Annotated in this window: 2 protein-coding genes; both read left to right on the top strand. The window is 54.9% G+C overall.

The features are described 5' to 3' along the window. On the top strand, positions 1-1,842 hold a 1,842-nt coding region (locus O6929_14320; GenBank protein MCZ6481556.1), incomplete at its 5' end, for a molybdopterin-dependent oxidoreductase. 112 nt (positions 1,843-1,954) lie between these two features. Next, the coding region (locus O6929_14315) for an FAD binding domain-containing protein (protein ID MCZ6481555.1) at positions 1,955-2,911 on the top strand (957 nt) is incomplete at its 3' end.

Raw genomic sequence — 2,911 nt, 5'->3', positions numbered from 1 at the left:
GAAGACACGTTTTTCTTCCAGGGCAACACGCATCTTCCGATGGAACAGTATTGCACCATCGCTTTTTACGGACCGGATGGGAAGCTTACGGTCTGGTCTTCAACCCAGACTCCCCATTATCTCCATCGAACCCTGTCTAAGGTCTTGGGGTTCCCGATGTCTCGGATAAGGGTTGTTGCCACGCCTGTGGGCGGGGGGTTTGGCGGCAAGAGCGATCCATTCTCCCATGAGCTTGCCGTGGCGAAGCTTTCCATGATGACCGGAAGGCCGGTTAAGATCACGCTGACTCGGGAGGAATCTTTTTATGTTCACCGCGGGCGACATCCGGTCAAGATGTGGATAAAAACGGGGGTCAAAAACGACGGAACTCTTCAGGCGATGCACTTCAGGTCGTTTCTGGACGGGGGTGGGTACAGCAGCTACGGGCTGGCAAGTGTCTACTATACCGGTGCGTTACAAACGGTAACCTACAATCTGCCTGCCTATAAATTCGAGGGGGCCCGGGTCTTCACCAACAAGCCTCCTTGTGGGCCGAAGCGAGGGCATGGCACCCCTCAACCGAGATTTGCCGTAGAGGTTCAACTGGACGAGATTGCGGAGAAGCTCGGCATCGATCCCATTGATCTGAGACTCAAGCAGCTTGTGAAGCCCAATTCTGAGACGGTGAACGGGCTGAGGATCAGCACCACGGGGCTCAGGGAGTGTATCGAAAAGGTGGCTGCCAGAGCCGAATGGAAAAAGAAGTTTCGCCAACTTCCATTCGGTCGGGGCATTGGTTTTGCAGCCAGCGCATACATCAGCGGGGCTGGACTTCCCATATACTGGAACGAAATGCCCCAATCGGGAGTCCAGATCAAGCTCGATCGAGGCGGAGGGATCACGATTTTTTGTGGGTCCACCGACATTGGCCAGGGTTCTGACTCTATCCTGGTCTTTGCGGTGGCAGAAGAATTTGGCGTGGATCCGGCCGACGTACGGGTGGTGACCGCGGATACCGATTTGACCCCTGTGGATCTAGGGAGCTACTCAAGCCGTGTGACCGTTATGACAGGGAATGCAACTATACAGGCGTGTGGAAAATTGAAGGAAATGCTCTATCAGGTTGCCGGTGAGGTGCTCGAGGTGCCTTCCGATGACCTAGAAATGGCCGAGGGGCAGGTGCGGAGCATAAGCTACCCGGTTCGAGGGATCAGCTTCGTCGAATGCGTGCAGAAGACGGAGGCCAAGTTTGGGACGCTTGGCGCGACGGGGAGCTATAGCCCTCCGAAGCATCCTGCGATTTATAAAGGATCTGGAGTCGGGCCAACTACGGCCTATAGTTTTTCAACTTCCATCGTGGAGCTTGCCTGCGACATCGAGACCGGCGAAATCAAGATTGACAAGGTTTGGATCGCGCATGATTGTGGCCGGGCCTTTAATCCCCTGCTGGTTGAAGGGCAAACAGAGGGGAGCGTTTACATGGCATTGGGCGAGGTCTTGATGGAAGAGCAGGTTTTCAGAAAATCAGGATTACACAAGATACCGTCTATGCTTGACTATAAAAGCCCGACCACGCTCGAGACTCCCGAGATCGAGACGATCCTGGTGGAGACCAACGATCCGGAGGGTCCCTATGGAGCTAAAGAAGCAGGGCAGGGACCTCTCTTGCCTGTGATTCCTGCCGTGGCCAATGCCGTTTACGACGCCATGGGCGTGAGAATCCATGAAATACCAATTACGGGTGATAAAATACTGCGGGCGCAGGAAGGAAGGCTCAAACCCGTATCGGTCCCTTCCTTCGAGTTTCCCCCGCCTGTCAAGTGGCAGCCAGGGAAGGGCGCAGAGGTTCCGCAAAAGAGTTAGCCCCGTTGCGAACAAAGGCGGCGGGAAGTATCGTGGAAACCAAATTTCACTAGGCAAGTGCTATGAGCGCAAAATATATGGCACGAATTATTTCGCTAGGGAGTTAGATGAAATGCTCAGACTACCCAATTTCAATTATGTGAGGCCGAGGTCGCTGAAGGAGGCGGCAAGAGTTTTGGCGGATTTGGGGCCCGAGGCGATGGCCGTGGCGGGCGGGACGGATGTTTATCCCAAAATGAAGCGCGGCCAGTTTACTCCCCGGTATCTGGTATCGCTCAGGCTTTTGCAGGAGCTTAAAGGGATTGGCCCTGAGAGCAAACGAGGGATGTGGATTGGGGCGGGGGAAACCCTAACTGCGGTTTCTCAAAATCCTACCGTTAATAAATATTTTCCGGCCCTGGCAAATGGTGCCGCCCTGGTCTCCACACCCCAGCTCCGCAATATGGGTACTATAGGCGGCAACCTCCTAGTGGATACGAGATGCAACTATTACGATCAGACTTTTTTCTGGCGGCAGGCCGTGGGTTTTTGTCTCAAGAAGGATGGCCAGATCTGTCTGGTGGCGCCAAAGAGCAGCAAGTGTCTTGCGATCTTCTCATCGGACACGGCACCTGTCTTGTGCAGTTTGGACGCGGTAGCCAGTCTTGTCAGTCCCCAGGGCCGGCGAAGGGTGCCCTTTGCCGAGCTGTATCGGGATGATGGAATCGATTTTATGACCAAGCGCGGTGACGAGGTGTTACAGGGGATCATTATTCCTCGCAAGGCCTTTGGTTACCGTAACATCTATCTCAAGCTCCGCCGCAGGGGGTCCTTCGACTTTCCCGTGCTCGGTGTCGCAGGGGCCATGGGGTTTGGCAAAGACGGCACCTGCCTTCATGCAAGGATTGTCCTGACGGCGGTTTCCTCAATGCCCGTGGTGGTCGACGGCGCTGCTCAACAGCTTGAGGGGAAAAAAGTGACTAGGGAGGCCATAGAGGCTGCAGCGGAGGCCGCCGCCAAGGTCTCTCATCCTCTGGACAATGCCGATATGGAATACTGGTATCGGAAGCGCATGACAAGGGTCTACGTT

The organism is Candidatus Methylomirabilota bacterium, from assembly GCA_027293415.1.
Lineage (GTDB): Bacteria > Methylomirabilota > Methylomirabilia > Methylomirabilales > CSP1-5 > CSP1-5.
This window is presented reverse-complemented; position numbering and strand designations above follow the sequence as displayed.